Source organism: Gelidibacter gilvus (assembly GCF_004115975.1).
Classification (GTDB): Bacteria; Bacteroidota; Bacteroidia; order Flavobacteriales; family Flavobacteriaceae; genus Gelidibacter; species Gelidibacter gilvus.
Map to the genome: position 1 here is coordinate 36,780 of NZ_SDDZ01000006.1, position 19,327 is coordinate 56,106.

Below are 19,327 nucleotides of genomic sequence, written 5' to 3' on the forward strand. Positions count from 1 at the left end.
ATCATACCCCAACCTGCGTTCCTCCCGATGCCACCGAAATTGAGCGGCAATTTTTGGAAATACACCACAATCAACGCGCCTCTCCATCGAAATCATTAATTTTAGTTATATTTAAACCTTCTCCCCGAGGTCATTTTTAAAGTACGCTATAAAGAATGAATAAAACCAACACCCGCAAAGCCCTCAATCCCGCATATCGTAAGCACAAACCATTACGTAAAGACGTTACAAACTTCATCAGCCAATTACAAAACTGCATCCACGCTGTCAAATTGAGTGATGATAATAATGAAAGTGAAGAACACATAAAATCCCATTTCAAAGATTTTTTTACTTCTACCTTTTATCAAAACAATTACATCAATACCAAAGGACGCATTGATTTGGCAATCTATTTAGATAACACAGCATCATCAGATGTTGGCGTTATTATCGAAGCTAAAAAGCCAAGTAACAAAGCAGAATTTCTCACCGAGCAAAATCTCAATCGGAAGGCCTTACAGGAGTTGTTGTTGTATTATTTGAGGGAGCGCATCGATAACAATAATAACAACATCAAGCATCTCATTGCCACCAATGGTTATGAATGGTTCTTATTTAAAGGTGACGATTTTTATTCATATTTCTATAAAAACAAAGCACTGGTTAAAGAATACAACGCCTTTAATGATGGCTTGAAAGATTCGTCCAAAAACGAACTTTTCTATAATGAAATAGCCAAAAAATACATCGCAGAGGTAGAACAGGACCTTCCTTTTGTACACCTCGATTTCTCAAAGACCAATTTTGAAGCCTTGAGCGATATGAATTTGAACACCTTGTTCAAATTATTCTCAAATGTGCATCTATTGGGACATTCCTTTGGTAATGACAGCAACCAACTCAACAAGGCTTTCTATAACGAACTGTTACACATCATCGGTCTGGAAGAAGTGAGTGATAAGGGCAAAAAAATAATCAGTCGTAAGGGTGTGAAAGAGCGTGATTATGCTTCGATACTAGAGAACACCATCTTTCATCTTGAAAATCGAGACTATCTGCGAGACGTAAAAAGCGTAGAAAATTCTGAAGATAAGGCGTTTAATGTTGGCTTGGAGTTGTGCCTCACCTGGGTCAACCGTATTCTATTCTTAAAACTTCTGGAATCGCAATTGCTAACCTATCATAAAAGCGACCCAAAATATAAATTCCTTAACGCCAGTTTCATCAATGGCTATGATGATTTGAACGACCTGTTCTTTTCAGCTTTGGCAAAACAGGAAGATGAACGCCACCCAAAATATAAAGACAAATATCAGGACATTCCGTATTTAAACAGTTCACTGTTTGAACGCAGTACGCTGGAATCTGAAGCCTTTGAAATTTCGACTTTGAGCAATGAGTCTTGCGAAGTGTACCGCAATACCGTTTTAAAAGATGCCAATGGCAAACGCTTTAAAGGCAAACTGCCGACGCTTGCTTATCTATTCCGTTTCCTCGATGCCTACGATTTTGCGACCGATGGCAACGAGGGCATTGAAGATGCGTTGGAAACCAAATCGCTTATCAACGCCTCTGTGCTTGGGCTTATCTTTGAGAAAATCAATGGCTATAAGGAAGGTTCTTTTTACACGCCAGCCTATATAACGATGTATATGTGTCGCGAAACCTTGCGCCGTGCAGTGGTTCAGAAATTTAAAGAGCAGGAGAATGATAGCATCGATACTTTTGAAGACCTACAATCCTATTGTCGCCGTCTGTTTAAATTGGAAGATTTACAGCGCCACAATGCCATTATAGACAGTCTTCGCATTTGCGACCCAGCGGTTGGCTCTGGTCACTTTTTGGTCAGTGCTTTAAATGAATTGATTGTCATTAAAAACGAACTCGGCATTTTAGTGGATGCCAAAGGCCTGCCATTGAGCTGTGATATTGAGATTGTGAATGATGAACTCTATGTGCTGGACAATAATGGCTTGCTCTTTGAATACATTCCTGGGCATAAAGAAAGTACCCGCATACAGCACACGCTGTTTCATCAGAAACAATCGCTGATTGAGAACTGTCTTTTTGGGGTGGACATCAACCCAAACTCTGTCAAGATTTGCCGTTTGAGATTGTGGATTGAGTTGCTTAAAAACGCCTACTACACCACCGAAAACAAACTACAAACGCTTCCCAACATTGATATCAACATTAAGTGTGGCAACTCGCTCATCAGCCGCTTTAATCTCGATGATGATTTAAAGGATGCTTTTAAAGGAAAGAAGTTCAGTACAGTTTTACAGATTATAAAAATGCCGTTTCCGAATATAAAGACACCAACAGCAAAGAGCGAAAGCGTGAGGTCTTGCAGATTATCAATGCCGTGAAGCATAACTTTAAGAGCACGCTAGATGATGAGTTTATCGGCAAGTTTCAAAAAGCGCAGGGAAAATTGGTCAATGAGCAAGAACGGCAGAAAAACTTAAAGGCTTTTGGCGAAACCATTACCAAGGCCGACAAAGAAGGTTTAATTGTGTTGCATAAAAAGGCCGAAAAACGCTACCTCGAAAAAGAGGAAATCGTTAACAACGCTATTTATTACAATGCATTTGAGTGGCGTTTTGAGTTTCCGGAGGTGCTTGCGGATGATGGGAGTTATATTGGGTTTGATGTGGTGATTGGGAATCCGCCTTATATAAGAATTCGAAATGAATCTCAACAAGTTAGAACATACTATTTCAATAATTATATGGTAGCAGAAAATCAATTAGATTTATATCATTTATTTATTGAGAAATCTTTTGAGATTTCAAATAAACAGAGCTTACATGCTTTTATAACCCCAAACACTTTTCTAGCTAATCAAAATACTGCTAAATTAAGGCAGTTTATTCTTGAAAACTTCTCTATTGATAACATTATTGAAATTAAGGATAATGTATTCGAAGAAGCTTCAGTTGACGTGTTAATATTTATTTTTCGTAGACCACGAGTTCAATCAGTTAGTCATTATTATGTAGCAGAAAAAGAGAATTTCTGTTTCAAAAATGATTTTGATTCATCCGCATTTAATAGTACGCCAAATAATAATTTTACTGTTACGATTGATATGGAACGGCAGTCTATAATTTCAAAGATTCTGAACAAGTCTGTTAAAGTATCAGATTTATTTAAAACTATTTCAGGAATTAAAGAATACCAAGTTGGTAAAGGGAAACCTTCACAAAATATCGAACAAGTAAAAGCAAAAGTTTTTAATGCAAACAGCAAAATCAACAATACCTACTTACCAGAATTGAGAGGAAAAAATTTATCCAAATATTCTTTTACTTGGAAAAACGAACACATAAGTTATGGTGTTTGGTTAGCAGAACCGAGAGTTCCAGATTTCTTTAATGGTGATAAAATTTTAATACGTCAAATTCCTGCAAAGAATTCACTTATTGCTTCATACGTTAAAGAAACATTTGTAGTTGATCAAACAGCATACATAGCCAAACCGAAGACAAAAATAAACATTTTATTCTATTTAGGTGTTTTAAACTCAACTTTATTGTTTTGGTATTTTCAAAATATTCATAATGAATTTGACCAATTGTTTCCAAAAATAAAAGTTAAAGAATTTAACGCGTTGCCTTTGCCGAATGTTGAATTTTCAAACAATGATATTTCAGATATAGTGTCAAAAATTCTTAATTTCAAATTAAGCGACAAGGATTTTGATATATCCAAATATGAAAATCAAATTGACCAGTTAGTTTACCAACTCTACGATTTAACAGAAGAAGAAATAAAAATAATAGAGGAAGTTAACGCATAAAACAAATTACTAAATTCTTCCTTTTTCTTCTACTTAAACCCAGAAGCCTACCCAAGTGTATTAGAGGCGGAGATAGACCAGATGGTTTATGGGCTTAATGGGTTGACGGAGGAGGAGATTGAGGTTGTGGAGAAGGGGTGAGGGAGTGGTGTAAATTGGCATAAAAGGTATTGATATTGTTTCGTTTTAGGAGGATATGCTTATATTAGGTGCTTATATAAACACGTTACCTGCAAGCTGAAAAAAAAATCCGTGAATGGAAGAAATTAACGAACAACAATTTAAAAACCGACTTGCTTCAACAGAGGTTTCTGAACACAACGACCTTCTAATAAATTTTGAAAATGTTACGAATGTTAACCTGAACAAGATTACACTTTCTAACAAGTTCAAAAACTGTAAGTTTAAAGGTAGTAGAGTTGATTTTATGGACTTAAGCATCGGAGAGGCAACCGAATTAACACATTCCTTTAGCTTTGATAATTGCGAATTTGAAAACGATGTTTATTTTAAAGATTGTGCTGTTCAAGAAATTAGATTTAAGAATATTTCAAAACCAATTAAGAATTTACATTTAACACCAAATAGAATTGGTTACTTTACTTTTCAATGTGCCGAAAATTTAGAGAAAGAATTAGAAAACGAAATTAATATTACAATACATAATTGTGAAATAGTAAATTATTTAGATTTTTTACATCTTAAATCTACTGGTAATTTACTCATTTCTGGTTGTAAAATTAATCGAGTTAAAATCCACGATTCAAAATTTAAAAGAATAGATATTGACCATTGTGATTTTGCAAGCGATTTTCAGTTTACTCTTAATTCTGTTGAGGATAGTTATTTTAAACATAACGCATTTAATAAAACAAATTTTTCACTTACAGATTTTGGAATTGATGCAGAATTCTCTTTTAATGATTTCTCTGGAACTGCATTGTTTGAGAAACTAAAAAATGAAAATAAAACCAAAGTAAAATTTATGAGTTGTAATTTTATGAAATATACCTATTTCAATAAATCAACTCTTTATCACTTACATATAGAAACCTCGAAATTTCAGGAGTTTACTTCATTCCAAGAATTAGAATTAAACTCAATATTTTTAGACAGAACAATATTTGAAAAACCAGCATTTTTTGACGATATTGAAATTTTCAGATTTAGTAAATGCAATAAAAGAACATTAAGGAATATTAAACAACAATTATTAAGAACTGACAACAGAATAGATTACGATAATTTTCGTGCTCACGAACTCAATTCATATAAAGAAGAATTAAAAACTAACATAAAATTAAAACCAAAAGCGAATCGGAAAAAATTACGTAGAGATTTAATGATTTTAAGACTCAACTCATTCTATTCAAATAACGGAACTGATTGGGTCAAAGCACTTAAAAGAACTTTATTTGTTGCTTTTCTATTCTATTCAATATTTTATGGAATTCATAATTCAGAAAGAGAATTTGATTTATTTAATACTTCCGGTTATAGTGAATATCTTATTGGATTGTTTAGATACTTCTTGCTGACTGATTTTCATAATCCTTTAGCAGATAATAGAGAATATTTGACAGAAATTTGGGAATGGATTCCATTTATATTAGGGAAAATCTTCATTGCGATTGGAATTTATGAAATTTTGGTTTCATTTAGAAAGTTTAGGAGATAAAGCCTGCAGGTAATCGAGTAGACGGGTGACGACCTAAAGGTCGCCACTGCGCCTCTCACACCACCGTACGTACGGGTCTCGTATACGGCGGTTCGCAAAAAGATGGGTTGAGTTCTAAGTAAACATCGGTCAATGATTGATAGCCTCGCATTTTTAAGCGTTTTAAAGTAATGGTCGTACCTAAAATAGGACTCTGTGCCGTTGCCCAACCACCTTTTCGAGTTCTGCTCCACGCATAGGCGTGGTCTTGGTCAATACCCAATCGAATGAGGTTTTTCCTCTTCCGTTCAGGCTTCTTCCAGTCGTGCCAAATACAGTAGCGAATTTGGTTTCTGAGCCAACCATCAATATCGCGCAATTTGCCTGCTATACTCGTTCCTCGAAAATAGTTTAACCATCCCCGTTGAGTTTCCTTTAGCTTGGCGATGCGACCTTCTAGGTTGATTCCCGTGGTTTTTTGGGTTATGCTTTTGAGTTTTTCTTTTAGTTTCTTCCATGCCTTTTCTGCCACTACCAACTGATATTGGTTCTTGCTTCCCTTCTTGTAAACAGGCACAAACCCAAAACCCAGAATAGTAAAGTTTACAGGTTTTCTAATACCGCTTTTCTCCGTATTAATGTTGAGTTTGAGCTTGGTATTCAAGAATTCGACAAGAGCCTGTGAGGTAGATTTCGCCTGACTCTGTGACTTGCAATAGATACTGAAATCGTCGGCATATCTCACAAATTTGAGTTTCCTGCTTGTCATTTCCTTATCCAGTTCATGGAGCAGTATGTTTGACAATAAAGGACTTAAAGGAGAACCTTGCGGAACTCCCTTTCTCCGTTTTTGCAGTTTACCGTTGACCTGTATCGGTGCCCGTAGCCATTTGCGAATGAGTCGCATCGTGGTTTTGCACTTCACTTTTTTGAACACCAGATTCAGGAGCAGGCAATGGTCAACTTCGTCAAAGAAGCTTTTCAGGTCGATATCCACGATATGGTTCAATCCCTGATGGATGTAGTCCCGTGATTGTCCGACCGCTTGTCGGGCGTTTTTATTGGGACGGAACCCAAAACTGCTTGCGCTAAATTCAGGTTCAAATAGCGGTGCCAACACTTGCGATACGGCTTGTTGCATCACTCTGTCAGTGGTGGTGGGAACGCCCAGCAATCGGGTTCGCCCGTTGTCCTTGGGGATTTCAATTCCCAAAATCGGATGGGGAAAGTATTTGTCCGTTGTAATATCCTGAAGCAGCTGGTTCTTTAGGAAAGGAAAGTTCTCCTTGAGCTGTATGGTTTTTATGCCATCAACTCCCGCACTGCCCTTATTGGCAATGACGTGTTCCAACGCTTTTTGAAGATTGTAGGGATGTAATACTCGTCCAATCATTTTGTTTGTTGTACTTTTTTAAACTTAATAACCTGTTCTTGTTCTCTGGGGCTATAGCTCGCGCCATTCCTTCAAAGATTAAGAACCTCTTTACGTTCTGTCCTTCCTTGCTTGTGAGTCCTCTAACTTTCTGATGATAGCTCGTTGCCACAAGTACTATGACGTCTGCTGACTTCTCTTAGTAATCAACTCGTAATCTAAGAGACCTCCCCAGGTAATGGCATCTTCTTTCCCTCGATTCCTGCCGTATCTACATATATGCACTTTTGTAATCTTTGGGCTTTACAATGATGTGCTTGCTTACCCGTGCATAAATGCCTCTTATACGGTTTCTGTTCGTCAGTACCGAGTTTTGTAGTCCTGCTTCCTTCACTCCATACCTCAAGGTAAACGAGCTTGCAGCTTACTAATGGTTCAAGGCGTTACCCCTGCCCATAAGGGACTTGCACCCTCTAGATTAATTATTTACCTTTCGGTAAATTAAAGATGCCCATGCTGGGCACACACAATATGTATAAGCAATGGCTTGTCCTCGCCTACTTGGAAAATCCTGCGGATTTTCCAATGGCAAGTACCTGTTTGCAATTGTCCGTGCATAACCACGCCACTGCTCATACACTAAACGTTGTGTGTAATTCCCCTCTTTACGGAAAAAAAAATTAATCTCTTTAAGCTAACGTTTTAATGAGAATACAAAATGAAAATACTAAAAACACAAAATACTAATTATTAATTTTCAGTACATTACAAAAAGTTAGTCAGAATTTAAAATGAAACGAAGAATATCAAGAAATATCAGAATATATAAATACCTATTTCTTACAATTGGAATCCTACTGATTTTACCAACTGCGAATTATTTTAGAAAAAATAACATTGATTTAAAAAGCATAATTCCGCTATTGATTTTTCTGATAATTTGTTTCGGACTTTACTACTTATTTGACAAAGCGAAAACTATTGAATTTGACAATGATTTTATTTATGTAATAGGAAAATCTGAAAAAGAAAAAATACCATTAAAAAATGTTTATAAAGTAAAGCTGACAATGATTGAGCTAAATTATTTGAATATATGGAAAATTGGCTATCTTAATAATGACGGAATAAAGAAAACTGTCAGAATATTACCAAGATTTTTTAATAAGCATTTTAAGGAATTTAAAGACCTTGTGAAAAACGCGAATAAAGATGTGATAATTCAGAATTGGTCTCACTCATTTGACATCGACCAATAAAAACTACTGCCAATCGAGTAGACGGGTGACGACTTAAAAGTCGCCACTGCGCCTCTCACACCACCGTACGTACGGGTCTCGTATACGGCGGTTCGCAAAAAGATGGGTTGAGTTCTAAGTAAACGTCGGTCAATGATTGGTATCCTCGCATTTTTAAGCGTTTTAAAGTAATGGTCGTGCCTAAAATGGGACTATGTGCCGTTGCCCAACCACCTTTTCGAGTTCTGCTCCATGCATAGGCGTGGTCTTGGTCAATACCCAATCGAATGAGGTTTTTCCTCTTCCGTTCAGGTTTCTTCCAGTCGTGCCAAATACAGTAGCGAATTCGGTTTACTCATGTTTTCTTATTGTTTTTTCATAGGAATTCGTGATGCGCTTCGCTAAGTTCTGAGCCAACCATCAATATCGCGCAATTTGCCTGCTATGCTCGTTCCTCGAAAATATTCGATTTGTGCCAGAGATTTCGGTTTCATAGTGCCAGGCATTTCGGTTCAAACGGTGCCACTTTTGACTGTGTGTTAATAACCCATAACGGTTCGATTTATGCCACAGTTCGACCACTCTCACCGCACCGCTTTGAAAGGTCAAGTATTAAATACTTTATCGCTTAAAAGAAGGCAATATGGCCAACATCCTTGCGACTTGCTAATTCTTCCTGTCGCTAATCCGGCGCATAAGAGATGCCTTTGTATTTTGGCACAAGTGTTACACCCTCTAATTTAAAATTTTACTTTGCAGTATAAACTGAAAAGTCAGTGCGTAAATCCCTCTACTGTGTTTATTCGGGACCTTGGCAACAATTCGAGCACAACAGAAAGTTCACTAATTAAGTGAACTTTTGTTTTTTTATTTGTATCTTTGCACTATGATAAAAGAAAACTATGGAAATAAATTTCGAGAAAGATTATCTGAAAGAATTGTACGAAAATGGTAAGGCTCGAAGCAAAAAACATAGGTTTCAACCAAATGTTATCAAAAAGTATATACAAACAATAGATAAATTAAGAGTTGCGAATAGTACAGAAGAGTTATATCCCATTAGGAGTTTGAATTACGAAAAACTTATTGGCGATAAAAAAGGATTAGAATCTGTTCGAGTGGATGGCAAGTATCGAATAGAATTTACAACTAAACTAAAAGGAGAAGAACCAGATAGTATTACAATATGCTCAATTATTGAATTGAGTAATCATTACAAGTAATAACTACAAGCAAAAACAGGGAAAGATGGCAACAAACAAAGTTTTAACACCAGTACAAGCGACACATCCGGGAGTTTTAATTAAAGATGAATTAGATGCAACACCTGATTTAAACCAAAGAATTTTGGCAAAAGAATTAGATGTAAAACCATCATTTTTAAATGAAATTATAAAAGGAAAAAGACCAGTAACCGCAGATATTGCAATTTTATTAGAAAAAATATTAGGTATTTCAGCGGACTACTGGATGAAATTCCAATCTCAATATGAGATTGATAAGGCAAGAGTTAAGCAGAAAAACATTAAAAAAGTTAGAAATATTGAACTATGGAGCATTATCAAAGAATATGTTCCTGTTCGATATTTCAAAAAACACAACTATTTGAATGATGACATTGAAAGTGACATAAATACAATAAAAAATATATATGAAGTAGAAACTATTGATTCTCTGGTGTCTTCTTTTTCTAAAGATAAATTTGCTTATTATCGTAAATCTGATAAGTTGAAAATTGATGAGAAAAATATGTTCGCTTGGAGTTCATTAGCTCAATATGAAGCTAAAAAACAAAAAACGAATACTTTTAATTTTGACAATTTAAATCAACTCTGTAAAAATCTGAATAATATCTTTTACGAAAATTCTGGGACACCAGAAAGAGTTAAAGCAGTACTTAATCAATTTGGAATTAAATTTTTGCTGATTGATAAACTTGAGAAAACACCTATTGATGGGTTTTCTTTTTGGTCAGAGAAAAACCCAGCTATCGCATTGACTTTGAGATATAATCGGATTGACAATTTTGCATTTACAATTATGCACGAAATTGGACATATAGACTTGCATATGAGAAATGACAAGGAAAGGAAATTTATGGACTTAACTACAAAACAGAATTTAGACAAATGCGAGACAGAAGCAGATAACTACGCTCAACAAAAACTGATTTCTAAAGACATATGGCAAGACATTTTAGACAATCATCTTCCTTTAAACGATGAGAAAATAAAGGCTTTAGGAGATAAACATAAAATTAATCCTGCTATATTATTAGGTCGTGTTTGTTACGAAATGGACTACTACGCAATGAAAACCACGATTGACAAAAAAATGATATAACTGTTGCCCATAAGGATATCAAAAATAGCGGTTCAGGTGTAAATCTGAACCGTTTTTTGGTTTAATAAAGTATATACCACTTGTGTTTCTCAGTAACAATTCCACATCTAAAAGCACCAGTTTTCAATTGTACCTGAACCTTAAGTTCATGCATTTATATTCTTTTAAGATCATCAATTGTTGAATCAATTAAAATCGGGTTTCCCCATTTTTTATATTAGAATAATTTACTTCCTGCCCCTGAAAAAGGTCTACTGCAATACAGTAGTCGGGATTGACATAAAAATCATTAGGTAATTAACTCTTCTGGGAGTAAGCCTTAAGATAAGGTTATTGTCCGGTAAAAGAACCAAGACACTGCGACAAGCTCAGTAACCGCCACTGCGTTGAAAGAACCAAGAATCAGGACACAAACTGCAAAATTCTTAAACCTATATATTATAAAATTATATCTAACAAGAAATTAGTATATGGGTAGCATTTCCCATAAAATGAAAAACGAGAACATTAACGAACAAAACGTTTAAAATCCTTTATCAGTTTTAACTTTTACGAATGAACGTTTTTAGGAGTAAAGCTAATTTTTTGTCAAACTCAGCTCAGTCGAAGGCTAGGCAAATAAGCATTTCGACTGCGCTCAATGTGACATTTTGATTGTCCTTTTATCTGTTATTACACTTTTCGGATATACCGTAACTTTTAAGGCCGAGGAAATTTATAATCAGACATAAATAAAACTTTAAAAAGCACTCTTGTCCGGTCAAAGAACCAAGACACTTCATAAAGCTATTAGTTTAGCATTATTTTAAAGTCATTTTAAGATATTCATATTATATACCAATTTAACAATGTAATGCCGCATTCAAGCTTGTTCATTGTCCGTTCTATTTCCTTGTTCATAATTTCCATAGCTAAGGCTATGCAAATCAATCACAGCGTCATAGAACAAAAAAGCAACATCGCTTTCTGTGCGACATTACAAAATTAAATTGGAATTATTGGTTTCTGGAATAGAGAGAATCATATCACTAAAGCTAAGCTCCTAATTTAAAAAATACTATAAAAGGGGTTCTGCACCATCTGTCTTGACAATAGATTTTTTTTGTAACTTGTACCAAACCAAAAACTTATGATTATGGCTAAGAAAAAATTTGATCCTTCCTGGTTTTTTAATGTTGAAAAGATTGAAGACCTTAAAAAATTAGGAGACAATTCAGATGTCAAAGATTACACCAATGTCTTTATGGATATTCTCAAGACCCCTATTCTCTTACGAACTATGGCAAGGATAATTGAAAAAGATGAAAAGCTTCCTTTAAAAATGATGGCTAAAGAAGTTAAATATCGAATGATGCAAATTTTAAACGAGGAGGAGTCATCGGGCCAAACACTAAACTAATCTTTCTTATAGATTGGCTTTGATCGATAAGTCATTCCATATAATCTTCTTCGTACTAAGCATGTCTTATAATCTTAAATCAGGTTCCAATCTCATTCTTTTTGAAGAAAATGCAGATTATTCGAAAAATAGATAATTTATGCCCCTGTTTGTGTTTTTCACCAACAATGCCACATTTAAAGAAATAGCTATAAATCATATGAAATTTATCCACCCCTCTCAGGGTTGGGAACCCTGAGAGGGGTTTTAGTTATCAGTTTTGGTTTCAGTTTTCAATTATCATAATATGGCTGACCAAGGGATTTTCACCGCTGTTGATATTTTGCCCCAACGGCGTTTATCGTCTTTACTACGTTATCGGGTATAGAATATAAGTTCATTCTGGTGTTTTGTTATTTCGTGAGCACTCAAAGGATTGGATCGCCGTACCCATTTTTCCTCATTGATTATTCTTCTTCCTGACCGCGGGGATTCTGACCGGATTGATATGGTTGCCGTTTTCTTGGATCATAAAACATTGGGTCGGTATTTTTCATACATTGACGAGAACAACCACAATTCTAACGCATTGGTATCTCTTACCCGAATATCGGTTTACAGTCATTCCATTTGCCATTGTTTTGATTTATATTCTCACATTAATTATCTTAAAAAACAGAAGGAGAACTGTAAAAAAGCGACCCTACTACAGGGGTTAAAAATCAGAAACCAATCAATGTCCCTTTTATCTTCCTAATTAACTTACCTCGATTCCATTCCAGTAGTTTTAGAGACATAAATCTTCCCCAAGGTGTTCCCAACTTGTGAACAAAGGCTTTTTGTCTGTCCCATATTTGCCGTTCACTTTAAATCTTTTTTATTATGGCAAAACAAGCTGGAATTATCAAATTGAAAGGAACTATTGATGACATTTCCTTTTACAGAACTGCCGATGGTCATATGGCCAGGGCAAAAGGAGGCATAAGTCGCCAGAGGATTCTTAACGACCCTGCTTTTCAAAGGACTAGGGAGAACGGATCAGAATTTGGAACCGCTGGTAAGGGCGGTAAGCTTATTCGAAACGCTCTCCGAAGTCTGATGCAACACGCCAAAGACCGATTGGTTGTGGGGAGACTAACCAAAGTACTTTTGAGTATCATCAAGACTGATGCTACTAATGAGCGCGGTCTTCGCACCATTGAAAATGGCACTATGGACCTTTTAATGGGTTTCAATTTTAATAGTGCGGCTCCTTTGGGAACCACTCTTTATGCCGCTTTTGATGCGTTATTTGACCGTGTGACCGGTGAAGCCACCATTGACTTGGAGGCTTATAGTCCGATGGTCCGTATTGCTGCTCCCGCTGGAACCACTCATTATCGGATTGCTTTGGGAGCTGTCGAATTGGATTTCCCGAACATGCAGTTTGGTTTCTCCACAAGCGATTCAGGAATTCAAACTTATGATCCTGTGGAAGTACCTGCCTCCACTTTGACGGTTACGCTCACCCCGGCTTCTACATTACCTGTGGTACAAGTTGTTGGAATTGAATTCTTTCAGTTCGTCAATGGTGAATATTACCCGCTGAAAAACGGGGCTAACAACGCTTTAGCTATTGTGGGAGTGGATAATATCTAAGCGATGGAATTCAATCTTACCAGAGTTTACAAAAGTGGGGGTACGAACGGTACCCTCACTTTAAACGGGCATTTTGTCTGTTTCACTATCGAACTCCCCTGGAGAGAGAACGCGAAAAACATTTCGTGCATCACGGAGGGAACATATGAACTTCAACCCCGATTTTCTGATAAGCATAAGACACACTTGCAGGTATTGGATGTTTATAATCGGAGTCAGATTCTGATTCATGCCGCAAATGATGCTTTAATGGAGCTACAGGGTTGCATTGCTCCGGTTATGCAATTGACGGGTATTGGAACTGGTATTCAGTCCCAAAGGGCTTTACAGAAATTACTATCTCTATGCCATCAGGCGAGGGACAGGAAAGAACCAATTTTGTTAAACATTAATTCCAATCGTTATGAATATCTTAAACAGATACAATAAACCCACCCCTAAATTTTTTCGTATCCTGCGCAACGTAGGTCTGGGTCTTGCTACCGCAGGAGGCACACTTTTGGCGGCGCCAATTGCCATGCCAATGTGGATTGTGAGTGTGGCCACCTATTTTGTGGTGGCAGGCACCGTAGCCACGGCAGTAAGTCAGGCCGTTGTGCAGGACGGTGAGAGCCTAAGCGCCAACAACACCGAACAAGATGAAGACCCTATCGACTAAAGTAGGTACGTTAGGCGGTATAGTGGCCTGCACATTTCCGCATATTGGCCGCCAAGAATTATTGGCCACCTGTATTTTGGCCATACTTGGAGCAATAATCAGTTTTCTGACAACGCTCTTGTTACGCCAAATTTTTAGATGGGCGAGCAAATTTTTCAAATCTTGATCAGTAGCCGTTGGGAGCATAAAAGTTTCTGACGGCTATTTTTATACCAAGATTATAAACTAGGAACTATGACAGCTTTTCTTATTGTATAAACATGTATTTCAAATTGTCTACCTAAGAGCAGGTTTCGATTTAACTTTAAAAGCTTAGTCAGCTCTGGTTATATCCCTCTACTCTTAACCAACCGAATTTTTAATCGGGATTAAAGTAGAGGTCTTTAAATTACATGTTTTATTTCATGACTTTGGATATGGTAAATGTAAGCAGGTACCAAAGCAATTAAAAGTTAACTATTTTTTAGGAAGTGCTCCACTATTGTCCGGAAAAATAACGCATTGTAGATAGTATTAACAACTCCGGTAAAATCAAATACTCCGAGAAACGCAATCAAAACTTCGGAAAAGAGAAACCCAGCAACTTTTTAAACATGCTCTAATGTAAAAATAACAAAGGCATTTAAAAAAAATCGCCTATAAAATAATTGTAACGAATTAACCACATAATCGGAATATATCCGATTATGTGGTTGATTTTTCACGTTTAAAAAAATTCGCATCGTCTTTTTCTGGCGATGCGTGGTTTTCTATGCTTGTATTGGATTTCTTATTGAGATCAACGACGTTAATCCCTCTTTCTTCGAAAAGCCAACTGATAATCAGCTAGCTATGAGTTTATCACCCAAAATTACACCCAATTCTGTTTGAATTGGGTATTTTTTTTGTTCTTAACGTTTTTTTCTGATTAGATATGCCGAGTCACAAAATCCTTTAAACAGATTTATGATGAAACTATTTTGTATTCTGTTTAAATATTAAATACAATTTTATTTTTTAGGTTTTTTATCAGGATTTAAAAATGTAGATGGTCTAGGTATCGTCGCTCCAGCATTTGGCTTTATCTCAGGCGTGTCCCATCTTGTATTCTTTCCAATATTAAGATTATCTATTTTTTTAATTTTCTTGTCATCAGCCATATTATTTCTTTTTTGGATGATTATTTAATTGGGACGTAGGTCGTGGTATCGTTTGTCCTTTCTGATTTTGATTTAGTGTTGGAGGATGTTGCCGCTCTTGTGGTTTCGACTGTGGTCTCGACTTGTCTTGCTTTGCCATAATGAATGTTTATTGATACATAAATGATAATTAATAAAAGCCCTACTCCTAAAAGAACAATTGAGGCTTTATTAAGGTTCTCAATAGTTTTATTTCTCTTGCTCAAATTCTGATGAAACACAGGATAGGTGATTTTATATTCCATAATTTTATCTATCTCATCAATTGAATCATCTGTTGACTTACTTGATCTGTAATGACTAACCAAATTGATGAAAAGCGTCGCTACTAGTAATGACCAACCTAAAGCTATAATGATTACGAAAACCGCATCTTCAACTGGCACGATTTTATCGTGAAAAGTCAAAGTAAGACCCAAAGCTCCAGAAGTAATAAAGGTTATTGCTTTCTCGAAAAGGTCATCGCTTTTAGACTTTTGAATGTAAAGAGCCTGTCGATACTCTTCCCATCCAGCCAATTGTTCGGCTGTCAACTCATTAATCTTATATTTTTTAGTTTTAGCCATCGTTAACTATTCTCCACAATTCCAATCTCCTCTTCATTCAAACCATACAACTCATAAACCATTTGATCAATTTCATTTTCTGTTTGGGTTATTTGTGTTTGAAGTTCCTGTACTTTCTTTTTATTCTCCTCAAAGAGCTCCATCCATTCAAATTCATCCTTTTTCGACATTTCTGGAATAAGCTCAAGATTATCAATAGCTCTTAATTTATTATTTGTTTTAATGGCTTTGTTTAGTTCTTTAATAAACTCGCCAAAATCGAGATCCTGCCAGTTTTGGAGCTTTCTTGAATATTTTTCAATAAAATAAGTTTTTTTAATATAAACTAAGATATTCGAAACATTTAAATTTAGTTCCTTGGCTTTAAATTTCAATTGATCAACTAAATTATTAAATATAATTTTATGCGCTTCGCTTATAATAGGCACAGGAACATTTATCATCTTATTATAATCTAGTTTAACACGACCACTACTGTCAGCATTTCCATAAGCAACGAAGAATAGTTTTTTATAAAACGTAAAAACTGATGAATTTAGAAACGCCGATAAAAATTTGTCTGCAGGGGAAATAATGTAGCAGGAGTCATTAACATAATAACCTTGTTCATCATAATAAAAATTATGATTAACAGCTGTTCTAATATAGATTATCTTATTCTCATCAAATTTTTTCACATATGAAACTGTGTCCGAAGTTTCGAACCATTCATTTCGTGTTTTTTTTCTAGATCCACTCTCGCCAGATTGCTCAAGTCGTTTTACTCCATAACCTTCCATGTGTGCTTTTACAGCTGGATATTGGTCAATATCAATATGCCTAGATGGCGTAGTAGCAATGAGAAAATCATTATTAAAATTGACATTCCATCGATTTATTTCAGTAGGCTGAATGTATGGTTTTAAAATTTCCTTCGAAATTTCATCCTTTTCAAGAAGAATTTTAGCTTCATCCTCACTTAGAATAAATGCCTTATTATATCCGGTTTTTATACCATACTCAATGCCATTTTGGGTATAATGTTTAAGGGTAACTGAATTCTTTATGATTTTTTCAATTACATTATTAATATTCATATCAATAAATACATATGCAGATTCATTCAATCTATCCATACTTACTTTCAATTCAGAAGCACTATCAGTTTTGAATTCATCAATATTATTGATAGGCTTATAAACAATATATTCTTTCGGTTCAGTCTTCCTGACAATTGCTATCTGCGAATCAGTAGATACATCATCAAACACCTTTAATTCAAAAAAGTCAATAAATTCAATTATTTGTGCTTTTTTCAAATAGGAACGTAGCCCAGAACCATATTTAGTTTTGTAAAACTTATTAGGTGTTATAAATCCAAGAATTCCATTCTTTAATAATAGTTCAATTGATTTTTCATAAAAATAAACGTAAAGATCAGCTGTCCCATTACCAACGGAATACTTCTCTGAAAGCCATTGTTTATCCTTAGGATTAAGCAACTCTTGCCTTACATATGGTGGATTCCCAATTATAACATCAAACCCGCCATTTTCAAAAATGTCAGGAAACTCATTTTCCCATTTAAAAGCTTTACTTCCAGCCACTTTTTTATCATCAATCAGACTATTCCCACATTTAATATTACTACTTAGATCGTTTAATTTCCGGCGTGGTTGCGCTGTGCGTAGCCATAACGAGAGTTTGGCAATTTCAATACTTTCTTCATTCAAGTCAACACCATAAATGTTATTTTCAAGAATAGTATTTTCGATGTCAGGAAACTGTAATCCTCCTCCTAAAATCCTTGTTTTAAGTTCGTCAATATATGTGTGTTCTTTGATTAAAAAATCTAATGCTTGGTTTAGGAATGCACCAGATCCACAAGCAGGATCGCATATTGTGAGTTGTAATAACCAATCCCGGTAGTCATCCAGAATTTTTACCAGTTTCTCAATGGTTGCTTTATTTCTATTTTTTCGTCCTTTAAAATATTCTTCCTCGTGGAAATCCAGCTCGATTTTCTTTTCCTCACATAGTTTTCCAATTGTATTTTCGACTATGTATTTAGTAATATATTTGGGCGTGTAGAATACACCATCTTTTTTGCGTTTACTCGTCTGCTTATCAAAATTTCCGCCTTCAATTTCTGAGTTTACACTTTCAATCTCATTTAGCGAGTTTTCGAAAATGTGTCCAAGTATGTTGACATCTATCTGACTTTCAAAATCGTAATTGGATAATAACGACGTGTATTTATATAAAAGATCATTATCAATTTCTAGTGCATCTAAAATAGCATCAGGTTTAAATAAACCACCGTTGTAGGCGTATATCTCAGCCCGGCTCTGAGTTCCTTTTCTTCCCGAATCTAAAAAGTGGAAATACTGTTTAAACAAATCGTATAATGGACGTTCATCGCCAAAATCCCAATCATCTTTCCATTTTTTGAGAATTTGAAGGGTAGAGTTATAAGGCAATAACATTCTATCTTCTGCGAAGAAAACAAATAAGAACCGGTCAATTAATTTTTGAGATTTTTGAAACAATGTGAGTTTCACATTCTTTTCAAGCCGAACGATATACTCGTGATTTTCTAAAAGATTAGTTTCACTTAGTTTAGCTTTTACAGTTTTGGCATTCCTTTTAACGAGATCCCTAAACAGCTCACGCTTGAAGATTGAATAGTCCTTGTAAAATGCTTTGGTAATCTCCTCCTCTACTCTTACGGATGCTTCCTTAATTTTAAGCGGTGTTTGATTCAGAATGTTATTTATGTGTAAACACAGGAATAGGAGCTTAAAGTGCTCTGGCGAGAGTGTAAATAGATCAAACTCTTCAAACTCTGTGGCATCGTTAATGTAAAATCGTAGCTTTTCAAAATTGGATGTAATCACATAGACACAGTCTTTATGATTTGCCTTGTAATCAAAAGCTTGACGACGAATGCTCTCTAAATCTTTGGTATTTGTGCCCTTTAATTCGATGACACCAATAGCAACACCATCTTTTAAAATAGCACCATCTGCCTTACGTTGGTTTTTCTCGTTCTTAAACTCCGTAGTTAAATTTGAGTTGGGATTTGGAAACAGTGTGTAGCCAAGAATATTAACAAACAACTCGTTTAGAAAGGTCGCTTGATATTGTTCTTCCTTTGCACTTTTGATGTTTTCTTGAATCGTCGTGTTCCAAAAGTATTTTTGATATTTTTTATATGCTTTGTCAACTACTGCTTCATCGAGTAAAGCGAGATGGGATTTAAGTACGGATGCTTGAAATAATGCCATTAAATTCTATAGAGTATTATTGAGCCTCTAAAATAGGGAAAGTTAATAAGGATTGATGAATTAGCTACTTGAATCTATTAGTATTTAGTTTTCAAATGAATAGAACAAGCTGAAAACTTAATATTTGGTTCATTTGGGCATACAAACGCTAAATGGAAGCAATGTGTTAGATGAAAACAATTCTATTAAAGAGACTCTTTTATTAAATAGGACTTTGCTTTTTGATGACGAAATTGGTTCAAAATTATC

Annotated in this window: 16 protein-coding genes; 11 read left to right on the top strand and 5 right to left on the bottom strand. The window is 35.4% G+C overall.

Translation table 11 applies throughout. The annotated features are described in order from the left end of the window. The first annotated feature begins 155 nt into the window (after positions 1-155). The 3 genes from ESZ48_RS11190 (at position 156) to ESZ48_RS11200 (ending at position 5,462) form a co-directional block, all read left to right on the top strand. Entirely contained in the window at positions 156-2,351 is a 2,196-nt protein-coding gene (locus tag ESZ48_RS11190; protein ID WP_129017581.1) for a type IIG restriction enzyme/methyltransferase, read from the top strand. A 146-nt stretch (positions 2,352-2,497) separates the two neighbouring features. Continuing rightward, positions 2,498-3,784 carry an Eco57I restriction-modification methylase domain-containing protein gene (locus ESZ48_RS11195; protein ID WP_190246243.1) on the top strand — a complete coding sequence of 429 codons (1,287 nt, stop codon included), beginning with the start codon at positions 2,498-2,500 and terminating at the stop codon, positions 3,782-3,784. A gap of 256 nt (positions 3,785-4,040) precedes the next feature. After that, positions 4,041-5,462, top strand: a complete 1,422-nt coding sequence (locus tag ESZ48_RS11200; protein ID WP_129017583.1) for a hypothetical protein — start codon at positions 4,041-4,043, stop codon at positions 5,460-5,462. 55 nt (positions 5,463-5,517) lie between these two features. Here the strand turns inward: ESZ48_RS11200 and ltrA are convergent, their stop codons facing one another. Further along, positions 5,518-6,834, bottom strand: coding sequence for a group II intron reverse transcriptase/maturase (ltrA, locus tag ESZ48_RS11205; protein ID WP_129017584.1), 1,317 nt, complete (start codon positions 6,832-6,834; stop codon positions 5,518-5,520). Between the two features lie 770 nt (positions 6,835-7,604). On the opposite strand from ltrA, the gene ESZ48_RS11210 reads away from it, so the two are divergent. After that, positions 7,605-8,072 (top strand): hypothetical protein, encoded by a 468-nt coding sequence (locus ESZ48_RS11210; protein WP_129017585.1) that lies wholly within the window; start codon positions 7,605-7,607, stop codon positions 8,070-8,072. Between the two features lie 55 nt (positions 8,073-8,127). On the opposite strand, the gene ESZ48_RS19855 is transcribed toward ESZ48_RS11210, so the two are convergent. Beyond that, a complete protein-coding gene (locus ESZ48_RS19855; protein WP_449404160.1) occupies positions 8,128-8,334 on the bottom strand; it encodes a hypothetical protein in 207 nt (68 codons plus the stop codon). A 619-nt stretch (positions 8,335-8,953) separates the two neighbouring features. Between ESZ48_RS19855 and ESZ48_RS11220 the strand changes: the two genes are divergently transcribed. The 7 genes from ESZ48_RS11220 (at position 8,954) to ESZ48_RS11250 (ending at position 14,068) form a co-directional block, all read left to right on the top strand. Continuing rightward, the gene (locus tag ESZ48_RS11220; protein WP_129017586.1) at positions 8,954-9,274 is read left to right on the top strand and encodes a type II toxin-antitoxin system RelE/ParE family toxin; all 321 of its coding nucleotides are present in this window, start codon (positions 8,954-8,956) and stop codon (positions 9,272-9,274) included. Between the two features lie 25 nt (positions 9,275-9,299). Beyond that, positions 9,300-10,394, top strand: a complete 1,095-nt coding sequence (locus ESZ48_RS11225; protein WP_129017587.1) for a HigA family addiction module antitoxin — start codon at positions 9,300-9,302, stop codon at positions 10,392-10,394. Positions 10,395-11,529: 1,135 nt separating this feature from the next. Further along, positions 11,530-11,793: a hypothetical protein gene (locus tag ESZ48_RS11230; protein WP_129017588.1), complete on the top strand. Its 264-nt coding sequence runs from the start codon at positions 11,530-11,532 to the stop codon at positions 11,791-11,793. A gap of 491 nt (positions 11,794-12,284) precedes the next feature. Then, complete coding sequence (locus ESZ48_RS19800) at positions 12,285-12,491, top strand: hypothetical protein (RefSeq protein WP_394345727.1); 207 nt, start codon at positions 12,285-12,287, stop codon at positions 12,489-12,491. A gap of 163 nt (positions 12,492-12,654) precedes the next feature. Next, a complete protein-coding gene (locus ESZ48_RS11240) occupies positions 12,655-13,410 on the top strand; it encodes a hypothetical protein (protein WP_129017589.1) in 756 nt (251 codons plus the stop codon). A 3-nt stretch (positions 13,411-13,413) separates the two neighbouring features. After that, a complete protein-coding gene (locus ESZ48_RS19590; protein ID WP_129017590.1) occupies positions 13,414-13,839 on the top strand; it encodes a DUF5675 family protein in 426 nt (141 codons plus the stop codon). Beyond that, a complete protein-coding gene (locus tag ESZ48_RS11250; protein ID WP_129017591.1) occupies positions 13,814-14,068 on the top strand; it encodes a hypothetical protein in 255 nt (84 codons plus the stop codon). The genes ESZ48_RS19590 and ESZ48_RS11250 overlap by 26 nt, the downstream gene beginning before the upstream one ends. 989 nt (positions 14,069-15,057) lie before the next feature. Here the strand turns inward: ESZ48_RS11250 and ESZ48_RS19305 are convergent. Genes ESZ48_RS19305 through ESZ48_RS11260 form a run of 3 tightly spaced genes read right to left on the bottom strand, consistent with a single transcriptional unit; the run spans position 15,058 to position 19,078 of the window. Then, positions 15,058-15,207, bottom strand: coding sequence for a hypothetical protein (locus ESZ48_RS19305; RefSeq protein WP_190246244.1), 150 nt, complete (start codon positions 15,205-15,207; stop codon positions 15,058-15,060). Positions 15,208-15,227: 20 nt separating this feature from the next. Beyond that, on the bottom strand, positions 15,228-15,812 hold the full coding sequence (locus tag ESZ48_RS11255) for a hypothetical protein (RefSeq protein ID WP_129017592.1): 585 nt from the start codon (positions 15,810-15,812) through the stop codon (positions 15,228-15,230). Between the two features lie 2 nt (positions 15,813-15,814). Beyond that, positions 15,815-19,078: an Eco57I restriction-modification methylase domain-containing protein gene (locus ESZ48_RS11260; RefSeq protein WP_129017593.1), complete on the bottom strand. Its 3,264-nt coding sequence runs from the start codon at positions 19,076-19,078 to the stop codon at positions 15,815-15,817. Positions 19,079-19,327 lie beyond the last annotated feature (249 nt).

Bases quoted from the DNA above. Each gene is read 5' to 3' on its own strand.
- ESZ48_RS11230 (WP_129017588.1), top strand. From the start codon at position 11,530: ATGGCTAAGAAAAAATTTGATCCTTCCTGGTTTTTTAATGTTGAAAAG.
- ltrA (WP_129017584.1), bottom strand. From the start codon at position 6,834: ATGATTGGACGAGTATTACATCCCTACAATCTTCAAAAAGCGTTGGAA.
- ESZ48_RS11200 (WP_129017583.1), top strand. From the start codon at position 4,041: ATGGAAGAAATTAACGAACAACAATTTAAAAACCGACTTGCTTCAACA.
- ESZ48_RS11190 (WP_129017581.1), top strand. From the start codon at position 156: ATGAATAAAACCAACACCCGCAAAGCCCTCAATCCCGCATATCGTAAG.
- ESZ48_RS11225 (WP_129017587.1), top strand. From the start codon at position 9,300: ATGGCAACAAACAAAGTTTTAACACCAGTACAAGCGACACATCCGGGA.
- ESZ48_RS11240 (WP_129017589.1), top strand. From the start codon at position 12,655: ATGGCAAAACAAGCTGGAATTATCAAATTGAAAGGAACTATTGATGAC.
- ESZ48_RS11210 (WP_129017585.1), top strand. From the start codon at position 7,605: ATGAAACGAAGAATATCAAGAAATATCAGAATATATAAATACCTATTT.
- ESZ48_RS11220 (WP_129017586.1), top strand. From the start codon at position 8,954: ATGGAAATAAATTTCGAGAAAGATTATCTGAAAGAATTGTACGAAAAT.
- ESZ48_RS19305 (WP_190246244.1), bottom strand. From the start codon at position 15,207: ATGGCTGATGACAAGAAAATTAAAAAAATAGATAATCTTAATATTGGA.
- ESZ48_RS19590 (WP_129017590.1), top strand. From the start codon at position 13,414: ATGGAATTCAATCTTACCAGAGTTTACAAAAGTGGGGGTACGAACGGT.
- ESZ48_RS11260 (WP_129017593.1), bottom strand. From the start codon at position 19,078: ATGGCATTATTTCAAGCATCCGTACTTAAATCCCATCTCGCTTTACTC.
- ESZ48_RS11250 (WP_129017591.1), top strand. From the start codon at position 13,814: ATGAATATCTTAAACAGATACAATAAACCCACCCCTAAATTTTTTCGT.
- ESZ48_RS11255 (WP_129017592.1), bottom strand. From the start codon at position 15,812: ATGGCTAAAACTAAAAAATATAAGATTAATGAGTTGACAGCCGAACAA.